This is a genomic window from Amycolatopsis sp. NPDC003676 (assembly GCF_053587275.1).
In genome coordinates this window covers 1-1,042 of the sequence record NZ_JBSFNS010000434.1, presented here as the reverse complement: position 1 = coordinate 1,042, position 1,042 = coordinate 1, and the positions used below count along the sequence as shown (strand labels likewise).

General features: G+C 67.7%; 1 pseudogene. It reads right to left on the bottom strand.

Annotated features, from left to right (window positions below):
- Nucleotides 1–1,042 (bottom strand): annotated as a pseudogene (locus ACWDNU_RS47005) (5-methyltetrahydropteroyltriglutamate--homocysteine S-methyltransferase); the annotation flags it as partial.

Here is a 1,042-nt window from a genome sequence, read left to right as displayed (position 1 = left end):
GGGCGCTTGCGCCAGTTGTCCGACGGGCCCTCGGTGAGCGCCTTGGCCAGCGAGACCACCTCGCCCACCTTCTGCTTGGCGAAGGCGAGCCGGTCGGCGACATTGCCGTCGATGTCGTATTCGGCGAGCACGTCGTAGGGCACGTGCAGCAGCGTGGTTCCGGTCGACACGACCAGGTCGGGGCAGACCTCGGCGATCGAGTTCAGGTAGTTCAACGTGACGAAACGATCGGCACGCCAGACATTGGTGCCGCCGATGACACCGGCGTACAGACGCTTGCGCTTGATCCCCGGGATCGCGGCCAGCTCTTCCGGCGTCATCCGGTAGGACGCCAGGTCCAGGCCGATCGCCTCGACATTGCTCGCGGCCAGGATGCGCAGCGCCTCACCGAAATCGCCGTACTGGCCGGTGACCAGGATGCGCGGGCGCAGCGGGGCCTTGGCCAGCCGCTGGTAGGCCTTGTCGAAGGCGGCCAGCTCGGCGGCCGAACGCTCGCCGGTGAAGCAGGGTTCGTCGAGCTGCACGCAGGTCGAGCCGCGCTTGGCGAGGATCTCGAACAGTTCCTCGTAGAACGGCAGCAGCTTGTCGAGCAGGCTCAGCGAGTCGAACTCGGTCTCGCCCGGCACGTGACCGGCCTTGGACAGCAGCAGCAGCGACACCGGGCCGAGCACGACCGGGCGCAGCTCGATCCCGCGCGCGATCGCCCGGTCCCACTCGTCGAGCAGGGCCTCGGGGTGCAGCGAGAACGTGGTGTCGGCGTCGAGTTCGGGCTGGCGGTAGTGGTAGTTGGTGCCGAAGAAACGCACCAGCTCCAGCGGCGGCAGGTCCGGGTTGCCGCGAGCCATCAGGAAGTAGAAGTCCAGGGGGTGCATGCCCTCCTGGTGCTCCTTGAACCGCGACGGCACGGCGCCGAACAGCAGCGCGTTGTCCAGGATGTGGTCGTAGAAGGAGAAGGTGTTGCCGGGGACCTGGGTCAGCCCGGTCGCGGCCAGCTCGTTGAACTGGCGCTCCTGGATGTCACGGCCTACCGCGAGCAGTTCCT